The organism is Lawsonibacter sp. JLR.KK007, from assembly GCF_036941135.1.
GTDB lineage: Bacteria > Bacillota > Clostridia > Oscillospirales > Oscillospiraceae > Lawsonibacter.
In genome coordinates, this window is record NZ_JAYWSY010000001.1 from 1,033,569 (window position 1) to 1,060,431 (window position 26,863).

General features: G+C 56.4%; 16 protein-coding genes and 1 CRISPR repeat array. Of the genes, 15 read left to right on the forward strand and 1 reads right to left on the reverse strand.

Annotated features, from left to right (window positions below; all coding sequences use genetic code 11):
- Positions 1 to 10: 10 nt before the first annotated feature.
- The 15 genes from VV088_RS05850 to VV088_RS05915 all read left to right on the forward strand — a co-directional run bounded on the left by VV088_RS05850 (position 11) and on the right by VV088_RS05915 (position 25,245).
- On the forward strand, positions 11 to 793 hold the full coding sequence (locus VV088_RS05850) for a helix-turn-helix domain-containing protein (protein ID WP_334599843.1): 783 nt from the start codon (positions 11 to 13) through the stop codon (positions 791 to 793).
- A 56-nt stretch (positions 794 to 849) separates the two neighbouring features.
- Entirely contained in the window at positions 850 to 1,347 is a 498-nt protein-coding gene (locus VV088_RS05855; protein WP_334599844.1) for an amidase domain-containing protein, read from the forward strand.
- 57 nt (positions 1,348 to 1,404) lie between these two features.
- A complete protein-coding gene (locus tag VV088_RS05860; RefSeq protein ID WP_334599845.1) occupies positions 1,405 to 2,256 on the forward strand; it encodes a radical SAM/SPASM domain-containing protein in 852 nt (283 codons plus the stop codon).
- Between the two features lie 367 nt (positions 2,257 to 2,623).
- A complete protein-coding gene (locus VV088_RS05865; RefSeq protein ID WP_334599846.1) occupies positions 2,624 to 4,756 on the forward strand; it encodes a flagellin N-terminal helical domain-containing protein in 2,133 nt (710 codons plus the stop codon).
- A 312-nt stretch (positions 4,757 to 5,068) separates the two neighbouring features.
- Positions 5,069 to 7,201 carry a CRISPR-associated helicase Cas3' gene (gene cas3 / locus VV088_RS05870; protein WP_334599848.1) on the forward strand — a complete coding sequence of 711 codons (2,133 nt, stop codon included), beginning with the start codon at positions 5,069 to 5,071 and terminating at the stop codon, positions 7,199 to 7,201.
- Between the two features lie 75 nt (positions 7,202 to 7,276).
- Positions 7,277 to 7,939 carry a type I-C CRISPR-associated protein Cas5c gene (cas5c, locus tag VV088_RS05875; protein ID WP_334599849.1) on the forward strand — a complete coding sequence of 221 codons (663 nt, stop codon included), beginning with the start codon at positions 7,277 to 7,279 and terminating at the stop codon, positions 7,937 to 7,939.
- Entirely contained in the window at positions 7,936 to 9,684 is a 1,749-nt protein-coding gene (cas8c, locus tag VV088_RS05880; protein ID WP_334599850.1) for a type I-C CRISPR-associated protein Cas8c/Csd1, read from the forward strand. The genes cas5c and cas8c overlap by 4 nt, the downstream gene beginning before the upstream one ends.
- Complete coding sequence (cas7c, locus tag VV088_RS05885) at positions 9,677 to 10,573, forward strand: type I-C CRISPR-associated protein Cas7/Csd2 (RefSeq protein WP_334599851.1); 897 nt, start codon at positions 9,677 to 9,679, stop codon at positions 10,571 to 10,573. The genes cas8c and cas7c overlap by 8 nt, the downstream gene beginning before the upstream one ends.
- Complete coding sequence (gene cas4, locus VV088_RS05890; protein WP_334599852.1) at positions 10,570 to 11,232, forward strand: CRISPR-associated protein Cas4; 663 nt, start codon at positions 10,570 to 10,572, stop codon at positions 11,230 to 11,232. The genes cas7c and cas4 overlap by 4 nt, the downstream gene beginning before the upstream one ends.
- Positions 11,229 to 12,260 carry a type I-C CRISPR-associated endonuclease Cas1c gene (gene cas1c / locus VV088_RS05895; protein ID WP_334599853.1) on the forward strand — a complete coding sequence of 344 codons (1,032 nt, stop codon included), beginning with the start codon at positions 11,229 to 11,231 and terminating at the stop codon, positions 12,258 to 12,260. Before cas4 ends, cas1c begins: the two co-directional genes overlap by 4 nt.
- Positions 12,261 to 12,264: 4 nt before the next feature.
- On the forward strand, positions 12,265 to 12,555 hold the full coding sequence (gene cas2 / locus VV088_RS05900) for a CRISPR-associated endonuclease Cas2 (protein WP_334599854.1): 291 nt from the start codon (positions 12,265 to 12,267) through the stop codon (positions 12,553 to 12,555).
- A gap of 168 nt (positions 12,556 to 12,723) precedes the next feature.
- A CRISPR array of direct repeats spans positions 12,724 to 20,150; the repeat unit is 33 nt; unit sequence GTCGCCCCCCGCGAGGGGGGCGTGGATTGAAAT.
- A 169-nt stretch (positions 20,151 to 20,319) separates the two neighbouring features.
- Entirely contained in the window at positions 20,320 to 20,541 is a 222-nt protein-coding gene (locus VV088_RS22715; RefSeq protein ID WP_442913135.1) for a TraX family protein, read from the forward strand.
- A 23-nt stretch (positions 20,542 to 20,564) separates the two neighbouring features.
- Positions 20,565 to 21,443 carry a TraX family protein gene (locus VV088_RS05905; RefSeq protein WP_334599855.1) on the forward strand — a complete coding sequence of 293 codons (879 nt, stop codon included), beginning with the start codon at positions 20,565 to 20,567 and terminating at the stop codon, positions 21,441 to 21,443.
- 301 nt (positions 21,444 to 21,744) lie between these two features.
- Entirely contained in the window at positions 21,745 to 23,139 is a 1,395-nt protein-coding gene (locus VV088_RS05910) for an IS5 family transposase (protein WP_334599763.1), read from the forward strand.
- 597 nt (positions 23,140 to 23,736) lie between these two features.
- The gene (locus VV088_RS05915; RefSeq protein WP_334599856.1) at positions 23,737 to 25,245 is read left to right on the forward strand and encodes a recombinase family protein; all 1,509 of its coding nucleotides are present in this window, start codon (positions 23,737 to 23,739) and stop codon (positions 25,243 to 25,245) included.
- Between the two features lie 42 nt (positions 25,246 to 25,287).
- Here VV088_RS05915 and VV088_RS05920 read toward each other — a convergent pair whose 3' ends face one another.
- Complete coding sequence (locus VV088_RS05920; protein ID WP_334599857.1) at positions 25,288 to 26,694, reverse strand: IS5 family transposase; 1,407 nt, start codon at positions 26,692 to 26,694, stop codon at positions 25,288 to 25,290.
- Between the last annotated feature and the right edge of the window lie 169 nt (positions 26,695 to 26,863).

Below are 26,863 nucleotides of genomic sequence, written 5' to 3' on the forward strand. Positions count from 1 at the left end.
GGTTTCCGCAATGAGCTTTGCAGAACATTTAATGACCCTGCGCAAACAGAGGGGCTGGTCCCAGGAGGAGCTGGGCAGCCAGATCAATGTGACCCGGCAGACAGTGTCCAAGTGGGAGATGGGCCAGAGCACTCCGGAGCTGGAAAAGCTGGTGGAGCTTGCGAAGCTGTTCCACATATCCATCGACCAGCTGGTGGGCCTGGAGGAGACGGAGGAGACTGGTTTCTCTTCAGCGCCTCACAACAGGGGCGATATGAGGTCCGTGGGCGTATACTATGAATATATCAGCCCTGTAAAGGTATTTGGCCTGCCGCTGGTTCACGTCCGTTTGGGGTTTGGCCCCCGGCTGGCCAAGGGGATCGTTGCCATCGGAAACTGTGCCGTAGGCGTGGTGGCCATCGGGGGCAGCTCGCTGGGGCTGATCTCCATAGGCGGAATAAGCCTGGGCCTTCTCTTCGCCGTTGGGGGCCTCAGCCTGGGGCTGTTGTCCCTGGGCGGACTGGCCGTTGGCGGCTTTGCGGTGGGCGGATGCGCCGTTGGCCAGTGGCTGGCTATGGGCGGCGGCGCGTTTTCCAACTACCTGGCTATTGGTGGAGGGGCCTGGTCCAACGGGCTTGCCATCGGCGGCTCCGCCTATGGACATGTGGCAGTGGGGACGCAGGAAGCATCCGGCTGGTTTTCCCTCCTGCCGGGGAGCGGGTATACAGTGGAGGAAGCCTGGGGACTGGTCAAAGCGCAGTTCCCTCACATATGGGGATGGGTCCGGAACGTCATCCAGTGGGCCATTGGGTGACAAGCACTTTTCCTTGTCCATCCGCATAGCATAGGGGAAACAAGGAGGTTTTTCCTATGACGCTGCGTCCCTACGACCGCCAGGCAGCGGTGGACTACGCCCACCGTTGGGCCTACTACCGCAATTCGCACTACTACAACTTCGATGAGCTGGGAGGCGACTGCACCAACTTCGCTTCCCAGTGTCTCTATGCCGGTTCCGGGGTGATGAACTACACCCCTACCTTTGGCTGGTACTACAACAGCCAGTACAGCCGTGCGCCGGCCTGGACGGGGGTGCCATTTTTTTACAACTTCCTCGTCCGAGAGCAGGAGAGTCCCGGGCCGGTGGGACGGGAGGTCCCGCTGGAGCAGGTCCAGCCCGGTGACTTTGCTCAGCTGCGCTTTGCGCCTGGTCCCTTCGCCCACAACCCGGTGATCGTGGACGTGGGCGATCCCCCCGCGCTGGACAACATCCTGGCCGCCGCCCACACGGAGGATGCTGACTGCCGTCCGCTGTCTACATACCCCATTCAGGAGGTGAGGTTCCTGCACATTTTGGGGGTGTACCGTTGACCGGCCGCACTTTTATATGGTAGGATAGAGCATCCCGCAAATGAGGAGGTCCAGCAGGTGAGACAGCTGAAAAAAGCCTATCTGGAGATCACCAACCGCTGCAATCTGCAGTGCAGCTTCTGTCCGGGGACTCGCCGGACGCCGGGGTTCCTCCCGCCGGAGGATTTTTCCCGGCTGGCCGGCCGTCTGCGGCCCCATACGGAGTATCTCTACCTCCACCTGATGGGAGAGCCGCTGCTCCACCCCCAGCTGGAGGACATCCTGGATCGGGCCGGACAGCTCCGCTTCAAGGTCATGATCACCACCAACGGCACTCTGCTGGACCGACAGGGTCCGCTGCTGTGCGCCTGCCCGGCGGTGGAGAAGGTGAGCGTCTCCCTCCACTCCTTTGAGGGCAGCGGCGGGAACGGCCTGGATGGCTATCTGGAGCAGTGCGTCCGGTTCGCACGGAGGGCCGCAGATGGAGGGAAGCGGTGCGCCCTGCGGCTGTGGAACCTGGACGGTCCAGACACCTCCGGCATGAACCGGCAGAACGGCGCGATCCTGTCCGCTCTGGAGCAGGCGTTCCCTCCGCCCTGGAAGGCTGGACGGAGGGGGACCACGCTGGCTCCGGGCATTTTCCTGGAGTGGGGCCAGCGGTTCGAGTGGCCCGATCTGGCCGCGCCGGAGGAAAACCGGCCCAGCTTCTGCTACGGCCTGCGCGATCAGGTGGGCGTGCTGTGGGACGGCACCGTGGTCCCCTGCTGCCTGGACCACGAAGGGGATATTTCGCTGGGAAACCTCTACCGGCAGCCCCTGGAGGACATCCTTAACACCCCAAGAGCCAGAGCCATTTACAACGGCTTCTCCCAAAAAACCGCCAGTGAACCCCTGTGCCGCAGATGCGGCTTTACAAAACGCTTCCGTTGAGCCTGGACCAGCCGGTCCAGGCTCTTTTTTTGCCTGTAGCCCCTCAAAAAACGATGTTTCAAAATGTATACTTATCAGACTCAAAAAATATTTTTTAAAAAAATTCAAAATAACCCTTATCTTTCCTGAATTGATGACGAATAAAAGATTGTAGGCGGCACGTCGCGTTTCATTTATTTATTTATACTTTTTAAAACAGCCGCTTCCATTGGTTTCTTCCGGTCCTAGGCCGGTTGAAATATCGTCCCTGCGCTGGAGGTCCTGTGCATCGTTGGCCACGTGCTCATGACGGAAGGCGCTCCACCAAATGTGCGGGTGCAAAGGATATGCCGAAGCACACTAAAAAAGATTAAAAGGAGTTATTGAAATGCGTATTCAACACAACATCGCGGCGATGAACGCCTACCGCAACTACAACCTGAACACCTCCGCCGTCACCAAGAACCTGGAGAAGCTGTCCTCCGGCTACAAGATCAACCGCGCCGGTGACGACGCCGCCGGTCTGGCCATTTCCGAGAAGATGCGCGCCCAGATCTCCGGTCTGGAAGCCGCTTCCAAGAACGTCAAGGACGGCATCTCCCTGGTGAAGACCGCTGAGGGCGCCATGCAGGAGGTTCAGGACATGCTGAACCGCATGGTCACTCTGGCCACCCAGTCCGCCAACGGCACCTACGACAACGAGACCGACCGTGCCGCCCTCCAGCAGGAGGTCGACCAGCTGAACTCCGAAATCGACCGTATCGCTGACTCCGCCAACTTCAACGGCATCAAGCTGCTGGACGGCTCTTTGGACGCCAACGGCCGCGTAGCTACCACCGAGACCGTGTTTGCTGGGATGAAGATCGGCAACAACGTTAATGGTATCGCACCTACCGAAACCACCAAGGCTAACAGCGCCGACAAGATCGGCGGTTCCAACACCAAGGGCGGTGTTATGCTCACTGGTCAGTATTCTGCTCTCAGCACCGGCAAGCCCTATGAAAGTGATGACAGTATTCGTTACCACAAGGATGCTGCCGAGGCTGGCAAGACCTCCTTCACCATTGACTTGGACGGTCTGGGCTACGAGGCCGCTTCTGGTACGGCTGTTGAAGGTCTGCAGTTTGTCCTCCAGGCGGGCGCAGCCGGCCAGCTGCCCACTGCCGCTGGCGACAAGCAGAGCCTGTTCCTGAAAGACGACGGTACGGGTGCGCTGACCTATTCTGTGGTGGCCAATGGCGAGGGCAAGATCACCTCCGAGGACATCGCTAAGGCTATCCAGAAGGTTATTGATGACAACGACGGCAAGGTTTATATCAAGACCGGCATGCTTAAGGGCGATGGTGCTACTGCCGGTACTCCCGCAGTAATTGAGTATAGCGTGACCCGGGAGGGCGATAAGCTGAAGTTCGAAATGACCGACAAGGGCTACACCGACGCCTGCGCCGCCGCCAACACCGACGCTGCCGGTAATAAGACGGGCGAGAACTACTTCCAGGGCAACTTCAACTTCTCTGTGGCGGGTCAGGCCGCTAGCGGTAACGCTACCCCCACTGAGGCCGATAAGTTCAAGGACGCCAATACCGACAAACTGGTGGGCAACACCTCTTCCTGCGAGGTCAACGAGGGCACCACCCCCAAGGGTACCATCTATGCTCAGGCTTATATCCGTTTTAACGAGACCAACACTGCAGTGGCTGCCAGTGGCATAAACAAAGCTACTGACTACGTTGCCGATGGCAAAGGCTTCAAGATTGGCGACGAGTACTATGTGTTTGCCGGTAGTGATGCCACCTTCAATACTGAGTACGCCGACAATGTGAAGGTCGTTGACATCCGTGATCTGACCAACCTGACCGATGCAAAAGCTAACGGTACTGCCGCTGACAAGCTTGCCTTCACTGATGATCTGCGCAAGGCTTTGGACCGGCTGTCTGTAGCCGCCAAGGACAACGAAATGTTCGACGTCCAGGTTGAGGAGCGCGGCACCATTATCGCCATCAACGAGCGTACCACCTACACCGGTGATGCCAACTTGACCGAGAAGGACCGGGGCTTGGAGAAGCAGATTCAGGCGTTCAACAGTGCGCAGTCCACCACCACCGTTACCAAGGAGGCTGGTAATGCTCTGACCCTCCAGATTGGCGACACCTCCGAGGATTTCAACCAGCTGAAGGTTAACATTGGCGACGTTCACGCCGCTGCTCTGGGCGTTTCCGGCCTCAGCATTGCCGACCAGGAGAGCGCCGGTGACGCGATCAACACCATCCGGAGCGCGATCAACCAGGTTTCCAGCATCCGCGGCACTCTGGGCGCGACCCAGAACCGTCTGGAGCACACCAGCAACAACCTGTCCGTCATGACCGAGAACATCCAGGACGCCGAGTCCACCATCCGCGACACCGACATCGCGGAGGAGATGATGTCCTACACCAAGAACAACATTCTGGTGCAGTCCGCTCAGGCCATGCTGGCCCAGGCCAACCAGATCCCCCAGGGCGTTCTGCAGCTGCTGGGCTAAGCCGTTACGGGCATCTGACAAATATGCAAAAAAGGGGACCGGGCAAATTGCCCGGTCCCTTTTTGCGTTCAGCCTCTGGCGGCTGTTCTGGCTCTGGATTCCTGCGCGGGGAGGGTGGTGGGTGTGGAGTCGAATGCGGGGTTGGTGAGGTAGACGTTTTTGGCGTCCATTTTCTCCTTGCACAGCCGCAGACACTCGCCAGTACCGACAGGGTAGAATGGGGGAGCGGCTGTCAGCCGCAAAGGAATGCTTTACATTTGCTTCTAAAAATGGTAAAATGATACAGAAACAGCGGAAAGGGAGTGGAATAAAATGGTATATCTTGCCCATATTTCCCAGGATGGACGCAGGCAGACCGTGTTAGAGCACCTGGATGGAACGGCGGAGTTGTGTGCTGGATTTGCTGCCGCCTTTAGAGCGGAGGACCAGGGACGGCTTGCCGGACTGACCCACGACCTGGGGAAATATTCTGCGGCCTTCCAGCGCCGGCTTCAGGGGAGCGCAGAGCATGTGGATCACGCCACTGCCGGCGCGGCGGAATGCTGCAAGCGGGAACAGATTTGCTCCGCTTTCGCCGTAACGGGGCACCACGGCGGCCTGCCCGATGGGGGTGGACAGGGGGATCATTGGGAAGAGGGGACCTTCTGGGGACGCATGAGAAGGGCCGCCCTGGGAAAACTGGAGCCCTACGGGGCCTGGGAGAAGGAATTCAAGCTGCCCGACGTCCCCAAACGGAGGTTCTCCGGTCCGCTGGAGGAGATGTTTTTTACCAGGATGCTCTATTCCTGTCTGGTGGATGGGGACTTTTTGGATACAGAGACCTTTATGGCGGGAGGAGAGAAGGAGCGGGGCGGGGGAGACCCGATGGAGATGCTGGAGGACAAGCTCCAGGCCCATGTCTCCAACTGGTTCCCGCCTCAGAGCGATCTGAACCGGGAACGGTGCAGGATTTTGGAGCGCTGCATGGAACAGGGGGAGGTCCAAAGTCCGGGACTGTTTACCCTGACCATCCCTACAGGCGGAGGCAAGACGGTGGCGTCGCTGGCCTTTGCGCTGCGTCACGCCCGTACGCATGGACTGCGCCGGTTGATTTATGTGATTCCCTATACCTCCATCATTGAGCAGAACGCCCAGGTTTTTCGGGATATTCTGGGGGATGAGAATGTGTTGGAGCATCATTCCGGTGTTTTGTACGATATTGAGGACGAAGCCAGGCCGGAGAATGCCAGACTGGCCAGGGCGACCGAAAACTGGGACATGCCAGTGGTGGTGACCACGGCGGTACAGTTTTTTGAATCTCTCTTTGCCAACCGCTCCTCCCAGTGCCGCAAGCTGCACAATCTGGCCCAAAGCGTCATTATTTTTGACGAGGCGCAGATGCTGCCTGTCCCTTATCTCCGTCCCTGCGTCTATGCCATTGCCCAGCTGGTGAAGGGCTATGGCGCTTCCGCTGTGCTGTGTACCGCCACTCAACCTGCGCTGGACGGAATATTTCGGGAATTTCTGCCGGACCGGCCTGCGGTCGAGTTGTGTCCTCGAGAGAGGTTCCATCAGGAGATATTCCAGCGTGTCACATTCCGGAGGGAAGGGAAGCTGTCCTGGAAGACTGTGGCGGAGCGGATCGGCGGTCAAAAACAGGCTCTGTGCATTGTCAACAGCCGTAAAAGCGCACAGACGGTCTACGGCCTGCTGGACAAAGAGGGAGCCTTCCATCTGTCCACCCTGATGTACCCCGCCCACCGGAAGGCTGTGCTGAAGGAGATCCGGACCCGACTGAAGGATGGCCTGCCCTGCCGGGTGGTATCCACCTCCTTGATCGAGGCTGGAGTGGATGTGGACTTTCCCGCAGTGTTCCGGGAGGAGGCGGGACTGGATTCCATTCTTCAGGCGGCGGGCCGGTGCAACCGGGAGGGGAAACGTCCTGCCGAGGAGAGCATCGTCACCATATTTCAGAGCGAAACCCCTCCGCCGTCTCTATTTGAACTGCCCGTGGCTGCAGGACGTCAGGCGCTGCGCAGCTATGACCAACCGGACAGCCAGAAGGCCATCCGGTGCTATTTCCAGGAACTGCTGGACCTGAAAGGCCCGGAAGCTCTGGACCAAAAGAATATCCTCACAATTATGGAGCGGGAATTTATGCCCTTCCGGAGGATTGCGGAGCGGTTTCACCTGATTGACAGCGAAACCAAAAGCGTATATATCCCCCTGGAAGAAGGGGAGGAACTGGTCCGGCGGCTCCGTTCCGGCGAACGCAGCAGGGAGCTGTTCCGGGCGCTGGGCCAGTACGGCGTATCTGTCTATCCGCCGCACTTCAAGGCTCTGGACATGGCAGGTGACCTGGAAGTGCTGGAGGATGGAAGCGCGGTTCTGACCAACCTGGCGCTGTACGACAGTACAACGGGACTGTCCATGACAGCGGACGAAGGGAAATTTCTCGCAATTTAGTTTGTACATTGATCATGGCCCTGCCAGTGGACAGAACGTGTTATTCAGTGACAAAAACAGAAAGGAGTGAACGCCATGCCAATTTCATTGGAGGTCTGGGGAGACTATGCCTGTTTCACCCGCCCGGAAATGAAGACGGAACGGGTCAGCTACGATATCATGACACCCTCCGCCGCCCGGGGGCTGTTGGAGAGTATCTACTGGCACCCCGGAATGCGCTGGGTCATTGACCGCATCCACGTCTGCGCCCCTATCCGCTTTACCAACCTGCGGCGCAACGAGGTAAAATCTACCATCAGCGCCCGGTCAGCCCGAACAGTGATGGAGCGGGGGAAGGGAGAGTTGTATCTTGCCACCTCTCAGGATATCCAGCAACGGGCCGCCATGCTGCTACGGAATGTGCGCTATATCATTGACGCCCACTTTGACATCACGGACCAGGCTGCGGACAGCGACAACGCCGGAAAGTTTCAGGATATTGTCAAACGGAGGATCAAGCGGGGACAGTTTTACAGCCAGCCCTATTTTGGCTGCCGGGAATTTCCCGCGCAGTTTAAAGCGTGTGAAGCCCCGCCGTCCTGTCCGGAGGAGCTGAAGGGAGTACGGGACCTGGGGTATATGCTCTGGGACTTGGACTACTCCGACCCGAAGAATATTACCCCGCTCTTCTTTCGGGCGGCGCTTCAAGACGGCGTGCTGGAGATTCCGGACAGAAACAGCGGGGAGGTGATCGGATGATTTTACAGGCGCTTGTGGAGCACTATGAGGACCTGGCCGCCCAGGGGAAGCTGGCCCGCCCCGGCTGGAGCGATACCAATATTTCCTACGCATTGTACATCAACGACACCGGAGAGTTAGAGCAGGTGGCTGATATCAGACAGGTACCAGAGAATGGGAAGGGAAAACCCAAGCCACAGGTGAGGAAACTTCCGTCATCTCCAACCGGGCGTACATCACTGGCTGTAAAACCTGCATTCCTTTGGGATAACTCCAAATATATTTTGGGAATTGACAGTAAAGGAAAGCCAGAGCAAAGCCTGAGATGCTTTCAAGGCTGCAGAGCACTTCACCATCAACTTCTGGATGATGTGGGCAGCCCGGCGGCCAGGGCAGTGCTGGCATTCTTTGACTGCTGGGACCCGGAACAGGCCAGGGAGCATCCTGCTTTGGAGGACAAGCTCCAGGATATTTTAGCAGGAGCCAACCTTGTATTCCGATATGATGGAGACTATCCTCAAGAAGATCCAAAAATTCGGACAGCATGGGAGAACTATTACAATACATCTGAGGACAGTCCTGAAATGGTGTGTCTTGTCACAGGAAAAAAAGGACCTGTCGCAAGAATACATCCAAATGTAAAGGGTAGTGGTCCTTTGTGGCAGCCGATGGGAAATACGCTGGTCGGGTTCAATGCCCCTGCCTTCTGCTCCTATGGAAAGGAGCAGAGCTTCAATGCTCCCACCAGCAAATACGCAGCCTTTGCCTATACCAGCGCGCTGAACCACCTGCTGGCAGATCGGGAGTATGTGGGACGATTCGGAGATACCACGGTTTTGTTTTGGGCATCGGGCGGCCAGCGGGCCTACCAGAGTTTCTCAATGGCAAGCCTGTTTGGCGCTCCCAGTACCTATGCGGTCTCTGACCTGCAAAAAATGGCCCTTGACCTGTGCCAGGGCAGGTCGGTCCTGTTTGAGGAGACACAACTGGACCCTGATACTACATTTTATATCCTGGGTCTGTCGCCAAATGCCGCCCGGCTTTCGGTGCGGTTCTTCCTCAAAAATTCGTTCGGTGAGTTCGTCCGAAACATTCAGGCCCACCAGGAACGGCTGGAAATTGTCCGCCCCGCCTTTGACAAGTTTGAGATCCTCCCCCTCTGGAAGCTGCTGGACGAGACTGTGAACCAGAATTCCCGCGACAAGTCCCCTGTACCTGGAATGGCCGGAGAAACCCTCCGCGCCGTTCTGAATGATACACCTTATCCCGTCACACTGCTTAACGGCGTTTCCCTGCGTGTCCGGGCGGAGCGGGAAATCACCAGGGGCAGGGCGGCCATTTTGAAAGCGTATTACTTGAAACATCCACATCCCGATGTACCGAAGGAGGTTTTGACCGTGTCCCTGAATCCGGACAGCACTCATATCCCTTACGTCTTGGGCCGACTGTTCTCAGTACTGGAAGCCATCCAGTCTTCAGCTAATCCGGGCATCAACACTACCATTAAGGACAAATATTTTAACTCTGCTTCCGCCACACCCAGCCGGGTGTTTCCGACGCTGATTAACCTGGCGCAGAAGCATCTGCGGAAGCTGGAGAAGGGCTTTGATATCTCGTACAGCAAACAGTTAACTGATTTGACCGCCAAGCTGGGAGAAACCTTTCCGGACCGCCTGAGCCTGCCCCAGCAGGGGGCGTTTCAGTTAGGATACTACCACCAGACCCAGGTCCGCTATACAAAAAAGGAGGAACGTGAACATGTCTGAGCCGATCAAAAACCGCTATGAATTTGTGATTCTTTTCGATGTAGAGAACGGAAACCCCAACGGCGACCCTGATGCGGGCAACATGCCCCGGGTGGACCCGGAGACTGGCCTGGGGCTGGTGACCGACGTGTGCCTGAAGCGGAAGATCCGTAACTATGTGGAAACTGTCAAGGAGGACGCCGACGGCTACCGCATTTATATCAAGGACGGAGTGCCCCTCAACCGCAGTGACGCCGAGGCCTATGCCAAGCTGGATGTAACAGACAAGACGGTGAAAGAGAAGAAAAAGGCCGACCCCGATCTGGATGAAAAAGTCCGGGACTGGATGTGCGCCCAATTCTATGACATCCGTACCTTTGGCGCTGTGATGACCACCTTTGTCAAAGCAGCCCTCAACTGCGGCCAGGTCCGGGGACCGGTGCAGCTGGGCTTTGCCCGCAGTGTGGAGCCGGTGATGCCTCAGGAGGTAACCATCACCCGTGTGGCCATTACAACCGAAGCCGATGCGGAGAAGAAAGGAACCGAGATGGGCCGCAAGTATATCATTCCCTACGGCCTCTACCGCTGTGAGGGCTATGTCTCCGCCAATCTGGCCCGCAAGACCACCGGCTTTTCTGAGGAGGATCTGGAGCTGCTGTGGCAGGCGATTCTCAATATGTTTGAGCACGACCGCTCCGCCGCCCGGGGCAAGATGGCGGTACGGGAACTGATTATTTTCAAGCACGACTCCGAACTGGGCTGCGCGCCAGCCTGGAAACTCTTTGAATCGGTGAAGGTGGAGCGGACGAACCAGGATCATGCCGCCCCTGCCCGTTCCTATGGGGACTACCAGGTCACGGTGGACGAGGCCGCACTGCCGGCCGGCGTCACCTGCCAGCGCATGGTATGAACCGGCCAGAGGAGGACTGGCTCCTGCTTTCCGGCTTGCAGCACTTCGCCTTCTGCCGCCGCCAGTGGGCGCTGATCCACATAGAACACCAGTGGGCGGAGAATTTCCGCACGGTAGACGGCCATCTTATGCACGAGCGTGTTCACGACCAGGAGTTCCGGGAGAGCCGGGGTAACTGCCTGACCGTCAGAGGACTGGCGATCCATTCAGCGCAGCTGGGCATTTCCGGCCAGTGCGACGCGGTGGAATTTCACCGGGACCCGGATGGGATTTCATTGCGAGACCGGGAGGGGTTGTGGCAGCCCTATCCCGTGGAATACAAGCGAGGCAAGCCCAAGGAGGACAATGTGGATGAACTGCAACTCTGCGCCCAGGCCATGTGTCTGGAGGAGATGCTCTGCTGTACCGTCCCGGAGGGGGCGCTCTACTACGGGGAGCCACGCCGCCGGACCGTGGTTCCGTTTACTCTAGAACTGCGTCAACAGGTCCAGGACAGCCTGACAGAAATGCACCAGCTGTACCAAAGGCGCTATACCCCCAAAGTGAAGCCCTCTAAAGCCTGTAGCGCCTGCTCATTAAAGGACTTGTGCCTGCCGAAGCTGATGAGCCGTAAAAAGGTTGCGGATTATCTGTCCGCCGCTATGGAGGGGCCGGAATGAAACATCTGCTCAACACCTTATACATCCTGTCGGAGGACATTTACTTGTCTCTGGATGGAGAAAATGTTGTGGCCAACCGGGATAAGCAGATAGCAGCCCGCTATCCTCTGCATACTTTGCAGAACATTATCACATTTTCTTACTCCGGGGCCTCGTCCGCCTTAATGGGCGCCTGTGCGGAACGGCAGATCGGATTTGCGTTTTGCAATCCCAGAGGAAAATTCCTGGCAAGGGTATGTGGGGAGGGGAACGGAAACGTTCTGCTCCGCCGGACGCAATACCGGACTGCGGACGATCCAGTCCAATGCTGTCAGATCAGCCGCACCATGATTTTCGGAAAGCTGTTCAATGCCCGCTGGAGTATCGAGCGCACCCGCCGGGACCACGGCCTGCGGGTGGATGGCGAAAAGCTGTCTGCCGCCTCTCGGCAGATCCACGGCCTGTTGGCTCAGGTCAAAGAGACCACTGATCTGGAAGAACTGCGGGGCCTGGAAGGAGTTGGCGCCTCCGCCTACTTTGGAGCCTTCGACGAAATGATTCTTGGAGATAAAGAAGCGTTCTCCTTCCACGGCCGCAGCCGCCGCCCTCCGCTGGACGCAGTCAACGCCATGCTGTCCTTCGCCTACAGCCTTTTGGCCCACGACTGTGCCTCTGCACTGGAGAGCGTGGGGCTGGATTCTTATGTGGGATTCCTGCACCGGGACCGTCCGGGCCGGACCTCTTTAGCTCTGGATCTGATGGAGGAACTGCGCCCCTGTATGGCAGACCGCTTCGTGCTGACCCTTATTAACAATCGCCAGGTCAAGGAGTCGGACTTTCTGTATATGGAGAGCGGCGCGGTGTCCCTGACCGACGAAGGCCGGAGAGCGTTTTTGAAAGGCTGGCAGGAAAAGAAGAAAGAGAGGTTGACCCACCCCTATCTGGGCGAAAAGCTGTCATGGGGGATGATCCCCTATGTTCAGGCGCTGCTATTGGCCCGTTATCTCCGGGGAGACCTAGACGCTTATCCACCATTTTTATGGAAGTGATCGGATGCTGGTTTTAATTACCTACGATGTGAATACGGAAGATGCTGCCGGCCGTAAGCGCCTGCGGCAGATCGCAAAGCAGTGTGTCAACTATGGCCAGCGTGTGCAAAACTCTGTCTTTGAGTGCCTGCTGGACACGGCACAGTGCCGCATATTGCAGGCAAAGCTGTGTAAAATCATGGATTCCGAGAAAGACAGCCTTCGCTTTTATTACTTGGGAAACCGCTACGAAAATAAGATCGAGCATTTTGGTGCGAAGGCATCTTACAGTCCTGAAGATGTCCTGATGCTGTAGGTGCGAGGGGCAAGTAAACAGAAAAATGCGGTAGCTTCGCACCAAATTTTTTAAGTTATTTTTCGGAAAATACACAGTAAATTCATTGTTCGGAATAACTTCTGGACAGTATTTGTGAAAACCGTTTGTTTTTTGCAAAAACAGTCATATTATTTGGCGGTTTTTGCTGTCGCCCCCCGCGAGGGGGGCGTGGATTGAAATCAGCAGCAACGCAAGGGCAAGTATTTCAGGCAGGTCGCCCCCCGCGAGGGGGGCGTGGATTGAAATATAGATGACAGGAGCAAGAAGCGCTGCCCCCGCGTCGCCCCCCGCGAGGGGGGCGTGGATTGAAATGATGCCGCAGAGCTGGATGCGGAGAAAGCCAAGGTCGCCCCCCGCGAGGGGGGCGTGGATTGAAATTCCCAGTCCGCTGGCAAAGGCCGGTCCAGGAACTGTCGCCCCCCGCGAGGGGGGCGTGGATTGAAATAAAGTTGAGCGCCGTATGAAGTCGCGGGTTAAGGTCGCCCCCCGCGAGGGGGGCGTGGATTGAAATATGACGGAGGCCCAACATCAGGCAACGGTCATGAAGTCGCCCCCCGCGAGGGGGGCGTGGATTGAAATACTCACGCTGTCAAGGAGTTTTTCCTGGACCGCGTCGCCCCCCGCGAGGGGGGCGTGGATTGAAATGCCCAGATCACACCGGGGTCCTTATCGGTCAAGAGTCGCCCCCCGCGAGGGGGGCGTGGATTGAAATTGCAAGCCAGCCAAGGACGGCACCCGGCACTACCCGTCGCCCCCCGCGAGGGGGGCGTGGATTGAAATTCCAGCAACGGCAATAATGGCGTGGCCGTGGGGCTGTCGCCCCCCGCGAGGGGGGCGTGGATTGAAATCCTTGGCATTTGAGATGTTCGCCCCACCATTTCTGGTCGCCCCCCGCGAGGGGGGCGTGGATTGAAATATTGCAGCAGTATTTCACGGCGCTTCCCTCCGGCCCGTCGCCCCCCGCGAGGGGGGCGTGGATTGAAATAAGGAGGATATCAAAAATGGCTAACAACGTCAACAAGTCGCCCCCCGCGAGGGGGGCGTGGATTGAAATACGATGCCCGGCAGCTCCTCCTCCGGGATGCCGGATGTCGCCCCCCGCGAGGGGGGCGTGGATTGAAATATCCCAGCGCCCTCCCGGTTTGCTTGATAGTCTCGTCGCCCCCCGCGAGGGGGGCGTGGATTGAAATCCAGCCGAAAACCGTTGATAAAGCCTTGGCGCTGTCGCCCCCCGCGAGGGGGGCGTGGATTGAAATACGATGCCCGGCAGCTCCTCCTCCGGGATGCCGGGTCGCCCCCCGCGAGGGGGGCGTGGATTGAAATCTGCCGTCCAGGTACGCCCAAACCGTCGTGCGCTGTCGCCCCCCGCGAGGGGGGCGTGGATTGAAATAATCACGATCCGCACATCGTTCCCCCGCACACCGGGTCGCCCCCCGCGAGGGGGGCGTGGATTGAAATATCCCGTCCAGCTTTACCCGCAAATAACCGGAACCAGTCGCCCCCCGCGAGGGGGGCGTGGATTGAAATACATTGAACCTGTTCCAGAAAGAATTTCAAGGTGTCGCCCCCCGCGAGGGGGGCGTGGATTGAAATAACCGCTGGATCAAACGGTCAGTCTTGCGAATTTGTCGCCCCCCGCGAGGGGGGCGTGGATTGAAATATAGCTGATAGATGTACCCCGTAACATATCCCCGGTCGCCCCCCGCGAGGGGGGCGTGGATTGAAATACTTTGGAAGGGGTAATGGGCATCAAGGCCCCGGCGTCGCCCCCCGCGAGGGGGGCGTGGATTGAAATCACTTGGCCGCTTGCTCCCCACTCTGTCACGATGTCGCCCCCCGCGAGGGGGGCGTGGATTGAAATAACAAAGTTTTCACCGGGTTCACTTGTGCTTCCCGTCGCCCCCCGCGAGGGGGGCGTGGATTGAAATACAACAAAATTCCGGTTCTGTTTGATGATCTGTGGTCGCCCCCCGCGAGGGGGGCGTGGATTGAAATAGCAACGGCCTTTATGACTTGCGGGATGATACCGTCGCCCCCCGCGAGGGGGGCGTGGATTGAAATAAAATCAGTGACGTTCCGGGTCAGGATCAGCATGTCGCCCCCCGCGAGGGGGGCGTGGATTGAAATCAAGGGCCTGTGTTTATTGGGTGATAAAGAGGGAGTCGCCCCCCGCGAGGGGGGCGTGGATTGAAATATAGCTTTGACTGGTCAGGCCCGAACGCAAGGTGGTCGCCCCCCGCGAGGGGGGCGTGGATTGAAATTGCCCGGTGGTGTCAGCTTCCTTTTTAGTAGCCAGTCGCCCCCCGCGAGGGGGGCGTGGATTGAAATACCAGACCCTTCCTTGGAACCGCCGTGGTTGGCGTCGCCCCCCGCGAGGGGGGCGTGGATTGAAATAAGTTCCCGGCTGTCCAGGGGATCAGGAAGGACATGTCGCCCCCCGCGAGGGGGGCGTGGATTGAAATGTTTCCCCTGAAGAAATCAGGAAGCAGATTTCCGGTCGCCCCCCGCGAGGGGGGCGTGGATTGAAATAACGCCATGGGGTGTATGTCCACCGATCCCATTGTCGCCCCCCGCGAGGGGGGCGTGGATTGAAATATCGAAATAGGAAAAACGGTTCTGCGCCAGCAGAAGTCGCCCCCCGCGAGGGGGGCGTGGATTGAAATATTGACACCATGGACAACTACGGCCTTTCCCGGTGTCGCCCCCCGCGAGGGGGGCGTGGATTGAAATATAGGCCAGCTTGCGCTTGGTCAGCCGCCCTTCGTCGCCCCCCGCGAGGGGGGCGTGGATTGAAATATTACTGAGCCTGTCTCGGCTGGTGGGCGGCACCGTCGCCCCCCGCGAGGGGGGCGTGGATTGAAATCTATTCCAATCTTGGCGCCCGCCTGATGTATAAGTCGCCCCCCGCGAGGGGGGCGTGGATTGAAATCACATAGGAAACGGCGCTTTCCGTGTTGTTATTGGTCGCCCCCCGCGAGGGGGGCGTGGATTGAAATATGCAGGCTATCAACCTGGAAGCCCATTTTGAGAGTCGCCCCCCGCGAGGGGGGCGTGGATTGAAATTCAACCGCCGTGATCCTATCATCTTGAAGAAGGGCGTCGCCCCCCGCGAGGGGGGCGTGGATTGAAATCCGAACAGGTATTGAACCGGCTTGGTGGCTTCCAGTCGCCCCCCGCGAGGGGGGCGTGGATTGAAATCCGCTGGAAAGAAATCTATGAACTGAACAAGGATGTCGCCCCCCGCGAGGGGGGCGTGGATTGAAATAATGAAGTGAACACCGAATTGACCAAGGCCAAGGTCGCCCCCCGCGAGGGGGGCGTGGATTGAAATAAAAATATCCGCCCTTGCGTGGTGAAGAATGGAATGTCGCCCCCCGCGAGGGGGGCGTGGATTGAAATAAGCCCTGAAGGACTTGGAAGAACGGCTTGCCAGTCGCCCCCCGCGAGGGGGGCGTGGATTGAAATCTGAACCCGGTTGACGTGATCGACATGGACGAAGGTCGCCCCCCGCGAGGGGGGCGTGGATTGAAATAGATCACCCCTTCCCCGGCCCCGTCCCAACCGGGTCGCCCCCCGCGAGGGGGGCGTGGATTGAAATCCGTGTCACCCGTACCAATGAAGTTGCCGTGATGTCGCCCCCCGCGAGGGGGGCGTGGATTGAAATATTGATGCCAACACCGGGGACATTCACCAGACCCGTCGCCCCCCGCGAGGGGGGCGTGGATTGAAATCATTTGCTCCCGGTGCCGGGGACGGCGGTTCCGAGTCGCCCCCCGCGAGGGGGGCGTGGATTGAAATAACGTTGACCGGTACAAGGCCGGACGGCTGGCCCGTCGCCCCCCGCGAGGGGGGCGTGGATTGAAATCTCTTTAGCGGGGAAAAAGAAGCCTTGGATGCCGTCGCCCCCCGCGAGGGGGGCGTGGATTGAAATAGAAGGACAACGCTCAAAAGGACAAGGATCACGCCGGTCGCCCCCCGCGAGGGGGGCGTGGATTGAAATACTTCTACCGCCTGAACATGGACGGCAAAAAGGCGTCGCCCCCCGCGAGGGGGGCGTGGATTGAAATATTACTGAGCCTGTCTCGGCTGGTGGGCGGCACGTCGCCCCCCGCGAGGGGGGCGTGGATTGAAATTATGAGGTCTGGACGGAGTGGAAGGAGCTGCACGTCGCCCCCCGCGAGGGGGGCGTGGATTGAAATTCCGGCTTTGTCGCCAAGGAGTACGACGGCGGAGCGTCGCCCCCCGCGAGGGGGGCGTGGATTGAAATGCAAATATCTACCTCAACGAGCTCGATCAGTTCTGTCGCCCCCCGCGAGGGGGGCGTGGATTGAAATTCCGAGGTGATCGTCACGCCGAGGGTCTCTCCCTGTCGCCCCCCGCGAGGGGGGCGTGGATTGAAATTCGATCGGGCTGTCACCTTCGTTGTACTCATAGGCGGTCGCCCCCCGCGAGGGGGGCGTGGATTGAAATACAAAAACACCGGGCAAGGGGCTCTATGTAGCCTTGTCGCCCCCCGCGAGGGGGGCGTGGATTGAAATAAATTGCCGCTGGGCCACAGCGAAGGAACAGCGGCGTCGCCCCCCGCGAGGGGGGCGTGGATTGAAATGCCGTCAGCGTCCACCAGGCGGAGGAGATCGCCGGGTCGCCCCCCGCGAGGGGGGCGTGGATTGAAATTATGATGCGCCGGTGGTGGAGCTGCGGCACATCGCCGTCGCCCCCCGCGAGGGGGGCGTGGATTGAAATAAGGTACGGGTCGACTCTTGGCAGAAGGACTATCTGGGTCGCCCCCCGCGAGGGGGGCGTGGATTGAAATATATCCGAGTTACGCCAACGGAAAAAAAGGAAATGTCGCCCCCCGCGAGGGGGGCGTGGATTGAAATGCCAATAAGGCGTGCCCCGGAGACTACATCTACCGTCGCCCCCCGCGAGGGGGGCGTGGATTGAAATCGCTATTGTGTAGCGGAGGAGGCAGAGCAGAAATTGTCGCCCCCCGCGAGGGGGGCGTGGATTGAAATCACCGAAGCCAGTGCCGAGCCGGGCCTCTGGCGCGTCGCCCCCCGCGAGGGGGGCGTGGATTGAAATAGTTCAAACGGGGGCTTCGACTTTAAGGCGGTCCGTCGCCCCCCGCGAGGGGGGCGTGGATTGAAATTCAGCCAGGAGTATTACCAGCTTGAAAATGCCCTCGTCGCCCCCCGCGAGGGGGGCGTGGATTGAAATTTCAGGTGTCGGAGGCCACGGTGCGCACCCTGGAGTCGCCCCCCGCGAGGGGGGCGTGGATTGAAATAGAACACCATCTCCGTGATCCCCTCTCAGTCCGGGTCGCCCCCCGCGAGGGGGGCGTGGATTGAAATCAGCTGTACGGCTGCCAGCCGGTGGTGTTCTGCAACGTCGCCCCCCGCGAGGGGGGCGTGGATTGAAATCAGTGATTGGTGTTGTTGGCCAGGGGAACGTAGCGGTCGCCCCCCGCGAGGGGGGCGTGGATTGAAATTCCCTGAGTACAACATCGACTATTTGCTCACGGCGTCGCCCCCCGCGAGGGGGGCGTGGATTGAAATGGAAATCAATCGAAAAGATACAAGAGATGGCCAGTCGCCCCCCGCGAGGGGGGCGTGGATTGAAATTGGAAAAGTAATCGAGGTGGAGAGGGATATCAAAGCGTCGCCCCCCGCGAGGGGGGCGTGGATTGAAATATAGAGGGTGTTGTATTCGTCCTTGAACTCCCCCAGTCGCCCCCCGCGAGGGGGGCGTGGATTGAAATCTGGTGTTTCGCCCGGAAAAGTGCTGGCAACTCCGTGTCGCCCCCCGCGAGGGGGGCGTGGATTGAAATCGGATGATAATTGTCCACCATTTTTTTGTGAGAAAGTCGCCCCCCGCGAGGGGGGCGTGGATTGAAATCTCTTTCTCCCCGCCGCACATATGCCGCTGTAGCGTCGCCCCCCGCGAGGGGGGCGTGGATTGAAATTGCCAGTCCTCCCGCTGATAGACAGGCGGGACATGTCGCCCCCCGCGAGGGGGGCGTGGATTGAAATTTAGAACTCCATGCAAATACTGCTGCCGTGAGGGGTCGCCCCCCGCGAGGGGGGCGTGGATTGAAATAAGGAGAAGGAGCATACCACCGACAAGACCCCCTGGTCGCCCCCCGCGAGGGGGGCGTGGATTGAAATATGGTATCATCCCCAGTTTAGCCAGTCGAATTCAGTCGCCCCCCGCGAGGGGGGCGTGGATTGAAATTTAACTGCGGACGCTTGAAAGCAAAAATGCCGCAGTCGCCCCCCGCGAGGGGGGCGTGGATTGAAATTCCGTACAGCCCCAGCCCCAGACCCAGCAGACAGGTCGCCCCCCGCGAGGGGGGCGTGGATTGAAATAAAAAGGGCGTCGTACTCGTTGACGTCCAGGTCTGTCGCCCCCCGCGAGGGGGGCGTGGATTGAAATGCTCCAGCATATTTGTGTTGTTTGTACATCCGGAGTCGCCCCCCGCGAGGGGGGCGTGGATTGAAATCAGCCGGGCAACTGGTAGACAAAAACAACCGAAGTCGCCCCCCGCGAGGGGGGCGTGGATTGAAATATCATCGAAGCCGCTCCGCTGATATTGGATGCCGGTCGCCCCCCGCGAGGGGGGCGTGGATTGAAATCATATTGACTGGCGTTCCAACCGTTCCCACGCTCGTCGCCCCCCGCGAGGGGGGCGTGGATTGAAATCGCAAAATTTTGTTTGTAAGTCCGTTTGCACCAGTCGCCCCCCGCGAGGGGGGCGTGGATTGAAATATCGACTACAGTTTGAGAACGGCCTATCATCAAGTCGCCCCCCGCGAGGGGGGCGTGGATTGAAATATCCGAGCTTGTTTCTGTTGTGCTTTGTGTCGTCTGTCGCCCCCCGCGAGGGGGGCGTGGATTGAAATTGGCAGAGATCAGTCTCAGTGACTGCCTTTGCCGTCGCCCCCCGCGAGGGGGGCGTGGATTGAAATAAGCTTAAGCCTGGAATGTATCCAAGCATCCAGCGTCGCCCCCCGCGAGGGGGGCGTGGATTGAAATAGGAACCGCTCGTTGACAGTGCTAGGTAATCCCTGTCGCCCCCCGCGAGGGGGGCGTGGATTGAAATCTCGGCAGCTCAGGTCAGCGGGACCAGGATCAAGCGGTCGCCCCCCGCGAGGGGGGCGTGGATTGAAATACCTCTCTGGGTACGTCGGCGGAATCCATCCGCCGTCGCCCCCCGCGAGGGGGGCGTGGATTGAAATCGCAACCTGGTATAGCATCACCTATGGCAACGGCGTCGCCCCCCGCGAGGGGGGCGTGGATTGAAATCAGACATGGGTCTCGCTGTCGTCCCGGAGGATGGCGTCGCCCCCCGCGAGGGGGGCGTGGATTGAAATATATATCATTGGAGAAACTTCCCCGTTTTCTCGGGGTCGCCCCCCGCGAGGGGGGCGTGGATTGAAATCGGTGATGACCGGGACGCGCCCGCCCGCCGTCAGGGTCGCCCCCCGCGAGGGGGGCGTGGATTGAAATGTCAACACGGCAAATCAAATCTATGTGGAAACGCTGTCGCCCCCCGCGAGGGGAACGTGGATTGAAACTTGTGGTGGACCGCCGCCAAGATGTGTGCCACGTGTCGCCCCCGTGTGGGGAGTGTGAATTAAAACTAGAAAGCTAGATTAAAACCACAGAAAATAGCCCTTAACGACAAGTATATATCGACTGATTGATAGGTTTTTTCTGGACAATGATAGGCGTGGCATTGGCAGAATTGCATTTCCCTTGTATTGTTTTCTCCTTGTGGAAGGTTTTAAACACACAAAATCCAAAAAATTATATCTTTTAAGAATGAGCATTATGGCGGTGGTAAGTGAACCGATATATGATTGGACATTCTATCGTCAAATTCCCTATTGGGGAAATCAGAATATCTTCTTTACGTTGTGTTGCGGATTATCATTTCTTATAATTGCTGATATCACTTCACAGTAAAAAAATATTTTCGATTTCCCTGCTTGTATTGCATTTTCCTTTTTCTCGAAGCTACTTTTATAGCAGGTATATCGTATCTTATACAAGCTGATTATCATATATTTGGAATTGCCATTATAAGCTCGTTCTACTTATTTAGAGAACAACCAAAATTGAAATCGCTCACGTTTCTAATATGCATTCTGGGTCTAACTGTAGCAAACACTCATATTATTCAACTCTGTTCAATTCTGGCGCTTGTGCCGATATATTTGTATAATGGAAAAAGAGGAGTGCATCTAAAATACTTTTTTTATGTGTATTACCCTCTTCATTTGCTTATCTTGTCATTGCTGATTGTTACCCCTTTAGTCGGGATTGGAGTGATAACTACTGAAAATTATAGAGCAGCAGCCAAGCCAGAAGCAGGGCTATCAGGAAATTATGTTGAGATATCGAATGACACGCCGGAATTGGTAAATCAAATCATTCGTGATGGCGGATTATTTGAAAATACCGCTTGGTCCTCCGACACTACGTCGATGCTGCTTGTCGCAACTGATCAGAAGAGCTTCAATTTTATTTATCCCGATATTTTTATGTCTAATGGTTGTTTTGCTTTATTCAGTACATTATCCGAAAATGGATGGGAGTTGCGACAAGGTGATGAGATAATCTGTACCTTTAGTATAGATATGGATCATCTCTCCGATTTTTATCAAAAAAATGGAGGGGTAAAAGTTCGTTTTTATCCAATTCGCAATGGATATTGTGATGCATATCATTCAATATCATGCAAAGGGGATAATTTTAACTTTTCATATACAGCGCCAGATGACGGAATTTATTATTTTGGATTGTGCAATTTTTCATCAGAAAAGGTAATAATCAATCAACTTAATGTTCAGACTAACACTCCGTAAAATCTTGTGAAGCGAAAATCGACAAAGTCAAATATGATGATACGAAGGAAGTTTAGGGGAAAAGGGGGGATTATGCCCTTTTCCAGAAATCAAAATATGTATAGCATAGAACGCTATGATTTTGAGAGAGTGCAACTCATTGAGATAGTTGCACTCTTTCTGTTTCAGCGGTAATTGGGGCCTGCTTCGTAACCTCAAACTGCTTAGAAGACAAGCAATATGGGATGAAATATGGTAGAATAGGTGCAAGGGAATTGGGAAAAAGCAAGGAAAAAGCGTGCACTTATAGGGGGCGGAGTGGATGTATAAGGACAACAGTCAGCTTCGGATGGAAGATTTCATCTTTCCATATGGGAAACTGGACCCAGAAAACGATTGGGTGAAACTGGCGGCGCTGGTTCCGTGGGAGATAGCGGAGGAGCGGTATGCAGCGCGATTCGTGAACAATGGTCACCCGGCCCATCCGGCACGGATGGCATTAGGGGCGCTGCTGATTCAGCGGCGGCTGAAATGCAGCGACCAATGGCTGGTGAAGCACATTGGAGAAAACCCGTATCTGCAATATTTCATCGGCATGAAGGAGTACGGGCCGTGTCCGTTCGGGGCGTCCACGCTGGTAGCGTTCCGGAAACGGTTCAGCGAGGAGGACCTGGCAGCAATTCTGGAGGCGTCTGTCCCAAAAGCGGAGACAGGGAAACAGGATGACTCGGATGACGGGAACGATCCGCCTAACAGCGGGACACTGATTCTGGACGCCACATGCTGCCCCGCGGACATCGCCTATCCTCAGGACATCGATTTACTCAACCAAGTGCGGGAGAAAGCGGAGAAAACGGTGGACGAGCTGTGTAAAGCGGCAGGACAGAAGAAGCCCCGGATGTACCGCAAGCGCGCCCGGAAGGACTATCTCCGTCTGTCCAAAAGCAAGAAGCGCAGTGGGAACGCAATCCGTTCCGCGATACGCAAACAGCTGCAATACATCCGCCGGGATATCAGGTACATAGCTGAATTGGTTCAAAAAGGTGCAAAATTGTCTTCAAAGCAGGCGGACCGCCTGAATATCATGACTACTGTCTACGAGCAGCAGCGCCTCATGTTTGAATCCGGGACCCACAGCATTCCCCGGCGCATCGTCAGTCTGGCCCAGCCCTGGGTCCGGCCCATCGTTCGGGGAAAAGCCCACGCCAATACCGAGTTTGGCTCAAAACTGCATATCAGTCTGGTGGATGGCTATGCCAGGATCGAACGGCTGGACTTCGAGCCCTTCAACGAATCGGAAGACCTCTGGCGGGCGGTGGCTCGGTACCGGGAGCGCTATGGCTGTTACCCGGAACGTATCCTGGCGGACAAAATCTACCGCAGCCGCCAGACACTGGCTTTTTGCAAAGAGCTTGGTATTCGTCTGTCCGGTCCGGCCCTGGGAAAGCCGCCAAAAGCTCCCGGCCTGTCCCGTCAAGCAAAGAAACTGGAGTATCAGGACAACTGCGACCGCAATGCTGTGGAGGGTGTTTTTGGGACGGTCAAGACCGCTTACGGCCTGGACCGCGTCATGGCACGCCTACAGGAAACCGCTGTCTGTGTGATTGGCGTTGCACTGCTGCTCTCAAACCTTTCCTTATCCCTGAGGGCCGCTCTCGCTCTGTTTTGCCTTATGCTTCTGCTGTTTGTCTTGCTGACGTTGCGGAGCAGAGCCTAATTGGCCAATGCCGCGACAAATATACGCATATTTTTCTGTACTCACATTCTCCGATGCGGTTTGGAACTGTCAAACGCCGGTTTCTTCCTGCTTGAAAGCCGGCTGGCGGCCATAGCCAGATTGGGCCGGGTATTCGGCATTCACTTGATCCTGGCAACCCAACGCCCGGATGCTAACCTGATCAGCGGTTTATGCTCCATGACGGGACAGTTTTTCAGGGATACCTGTTTGATGAAACAAATATTTGAACAATGAGTTGGAATAGTGGACAAGTTGCCACGAATATTTTGATTCAGAACGCTAAGAGATGATGATGAAAGTACAGTTTGAGTATCGCAAAAAGAAGGTGGTGGGCACCTATGGCAACGGCATATTGTACAGAAGCCCACGAACGGTGTTATCACAGCCGGACCATCTTGGTGGAGAACGCGACACCGGTATATCGTCGGGAGGAACGGGAGGCCGTTAAAAAAGCTATTGAAGAACGGCTTTATGATATTTTCTGTAAATATGTGTCCAGTTAGGTCTTGAGTTGTCGGAGTTGCACCCTTATAATATAGGGGTTAGCAGCTCCGCTTCTTTTTGCGAAGAAGGGGAGTGGACCTTATCGACGCAATCTATACAAGGCAATCAGTGGACCGGGTGGACAGTATATCTGTGGAAAGCCAGGTCGAATTTTGCAGGAGGGAAGTAATAGGGGAAGATATCAAGGTATATACAGATAAAGGTTACAGCGGAAAGAATACAGACCGGCCAGCGTTTCAAGAGATGATGGCTGACATTACGGCCGGAAAAATCCGTCGGGTGATTGTGTATCGTCTGGATCGGATTAGTCGTTCTGTCTTGGACTTTGCCAGCGTCATCGACATGTTCCAGAAGTATGGAGTGGATTTTGTCAGCACCATGGAGAAATTCGACACAGGTACGCCCATTGGCAAAGCTATGCTGATGATCGTGATGATTTTTGCTCAGCTGGAGCGAGAAACCATCCAACAGCGAGTTATTGATGCCTACAGTTCTCGCAGTAAGCGGGGCTTTTACATGGGAGGGAAGGTGCCATATGGGTTTCGCTTAAAAGAAACCGTCATTGATGGAATACGCACCAAAATGTATGAACCAGTTCCGAAAGAAACTGCAATCATAGAACAGATTTTTTCCATGTACGCTCAGCCTCAGACCTCATTTGGTGACATTGTGCGCTGGCTGGATGAGCGGCAGGTCAAAAAGCGGAATGGGGAGCCGTTTTCCCGCAGCCGTATCCGTGATTTGGTTGTCAATCCAGTCTATGTCCGGGCGGACTACCGCCTCTATGAATTTTATAAGGCTCAGGGAACCATCATCGAAAACCGGCCAGAGGACTTTATTGGAACGAACGGCGCCTATCTCTACTCCGGAAACGAGGGAAAACGCAAGACAGTATCCTTACAGGGACATACTCTGGTGCTGGCTCCCCATGAGGGATTGATTCCCTCCGATATCTGGATCAAATGCCGCAGTAAATGTTTAAGCAGCACCAGGGTAGCAAAACCAATCAAGGCCAAAGCAACATGGCTGGCGGGCAAGGTCAAATGTGCTCACTGTGGGTATGCACTCTCCGCAAAGGTGTATCACTGCAAAACAAAGTCTGACAACCGCTATTATCTTTGCAACAATAAGTACAATACCGGTGGATGTAACTTTGGTTCTCTGGATGCGGATCTTGTGGATGAAATCGTGTTTGAGGAAATGAGGAAGAAACTGGCCGAGTTTAACACACTGACCAAACAGAAGCAGGAGAGCTGTGACTTGCAGACAATCAAACTGAAAACCCAGATAGAAGTGATTGACCAGGAAATCGGTTCGTTGCTGGATAAAATTCCGCTGGCGAATGGAGCTGTTATGGAGTACATCAACAACCGTATAACTGTCTTGGATACTGAAAAAAAGGAGCTGTACGCTGAAATCGTACGGCTCACAGAGGGAAAAGGATATCGTCTGAAGAAAATCACAGGATACCTGGATAATTGGGAAGAAATCTCCATGGGCGACAAGCTAACCATTGTGGACAGTCTGATAGAAAGTATTTATGCTTCACAGGAAAAAATCAAAATAAACTGGAAAATATAAATCGCAAATCCATTCGCTTCTGTTTGTAATGGTTCGCCGAAGTTAGCAATTTAAGTAGGCTCTGCTCCGCAACCTCGGCAAGACAAACAGCAGAAGCATAAGGCAAAACAGAGCGAGAGCGGCCCTCAGGGATAAGGAAAGGTTTGAGAGCAGCAGTGCAACGCCAATCACACAGACAGCGGTTTCCTGTAGGCGTGCCATGACGCGGTCCAGGCCGTAAGCGGTCTTGACCGTCCCGAAAAGGCCCTCCACAGCATTGCGGTCGCAGTTGTCCTGATACTCCAGTTTCTTTGCTTGACGGGATAGGCCGGGAGCTTTTGGCGGCTTTCCCAGGGCCGGACCGGACAGACGAATACCATGCTCTTTGCAAAAAGCCAGTGTCTGGCGGCTGCGGTAGATTTTGTCCGCCAGGATACGTTCCGGGTAACAGCCATAGCGCTCCCGGTACCGAGCCACCGCCCGCCAGAGGTCTTCCGATTCGTTGAAGGGCTCGAAGTCCAGCCGTTCGATCCTGGCATAGCCATCCACCAGACTGATATGCAGTTTTGAGCCAAACTCGGTATTGGCGTGGGCTTTTCCCCGAACGATGGGCCGGACCCAGGGCTGGGCCAGACTGACGATGCGCCGGGGGATGCTGTGGGTCCCGGATTCAAACATGAGGCGCTGCTGCTCGTAGACAGTAGTCATGATATTCAGGCGGTCCGCCTGCTTTGAAGACAATTTTGCACCTTTTTGAACCAATTCAGCTATGTACCTGATATCCCGGCGGATGTATTGCAGCTGTTTGCGTATCGCGGAACGGATTGCGTTCCCACTGCGCTTCTTGCTTTTGGACAGACGGAGATAGTCCTTCCGGGCGCGCTTGCGGTACATCCGGGGCTTCTTCTGTCCTGCCGCTTTACACAGCTCGTCCACCGTTTTCTCCGCTTTCTCCCGCACTTGGTTGAGTAAATCGATGTCCTGAGGATAGGCGATGTCCGCGGGGCAGCATGTGGCGTCCAGAATCAGTGTCCCGCTGTTAGGCGGATCGTTCCCGTCATCCGAGTCATCCTGTTTCCCTGTCGCCGCTTTTGGGACAGACGCCTCCAGAATTGCTGCCAGGTCCTCCTCGCTGAACCGTTTCCGGAACGCTACCAGCGTGGACGCCCCGAACGGACACGGCCCGTACTCCTTCATGCCGATGAAATATTGCAGATACGGGTTTTCTCCAATGTGCTTCACCAGCCATTGGTCGCTGCATTTCAGCCGCCGCTGAATCAGCAGCACCCCTAATGCCATCCGTGCCGGATGGGCCGGGTGACCATTGTTCACGAATCGCGCTGCATACCGTTCCTCCGCTATCTCCCACGGAACCAGCGCCGCCAGTTTCACCCAATCGTTTTCTGGGTCCAGTTTCCCATATGGAAAGATGAAATCTTCCATCCGAAGCTGACTGTTGTCCTTATACATCCACTCCGCCCCCTATAAGTGCACGCTTTTTCCTTGCTTTTTCCCAATTCCCTTGCACCTATTCTACCATATTTCATCCCATATTGCTTGTCTTCTAAGCAGTTTGAGGTTACGAAGCAGGCCCTAAGTAAGAGCCACAGAACCCTTGCAAATGCTGGGTTCCGTGGCT